This is a genomic window from Streptomyces sp. NRRL WC-3549, from assembly GCF_000721935.1.
In the GTDB taxonomy this organism is placed as follows: Bacteria; Actinomycetota; Actinomycetes; order Streptomycetales; family Streptomycetaceae; genus Streptomyces.
In genome coordinates, this window is record NZ_KL585438.1 from 31,839 (window position 1) to 32,365 (window position 527).

Genomic DNA, 527 nt, shown 5'->3' on the forward strand with positions numbered 1-527 from the left:
GCCCGGTACCGGCCGGTGCGCCCCGCGGCGGGCTGCTCGGGCGTCTGCTGAGGCGCCGTCCCCCCGCCGCCGGGTCGCCTGATCCCTCCGGCACCGGCGTCGTCGTCCGGGCCGACGGGCTGGGCCTGCGGCGCGGGCGCGTCGAGGCGCTGCGCCGGGTGACGCTGTCCGTCGCACCCGGCGAGACCGTGGCCCTGATGGGACGCAACGGCGCGGGCAAGTCGACCCTGCTGAGCGCGCTCGTCGGCATGCTGGAGCCGACCGCGGGCTCCGTCCTCGTCGGCGGCCTGCACCCGTCCCGCACCGCGCCCCGCGCCATGGTGCGCCGCGTCGGCCTCGTCCCCCAGGAACCCCGCGACCTGCTGTACGCGGACACGGTCGCCGCCGAGTGCGCCGCAGCCGACTCCGACGCGGGCGCGCCCCCCGGCAGGTGCCGCGCCCTGGTCTCCGAGCTGCTGCCGGGCGTCCCGGACGCCACCCATCCCCGCGACCTGTCCGAGGGCCAGCGGCTCGCCCTCGCCCTGGCC

Annotated in this window: 1 protein-coding gene; it reads left to right on the forward strand. The window is 79.9% G+C overall.

Going from position 1 to position 527, the window contains the following annotated elements; genetic code table 11:
- Window positions 1–527: ATP-binding cassette domain-containing protein (locus tag IH13_RS0132535; protein ID WP_031090120.1), on the forward strand; the 527-nt coding region annotated here is incomplete at both ends.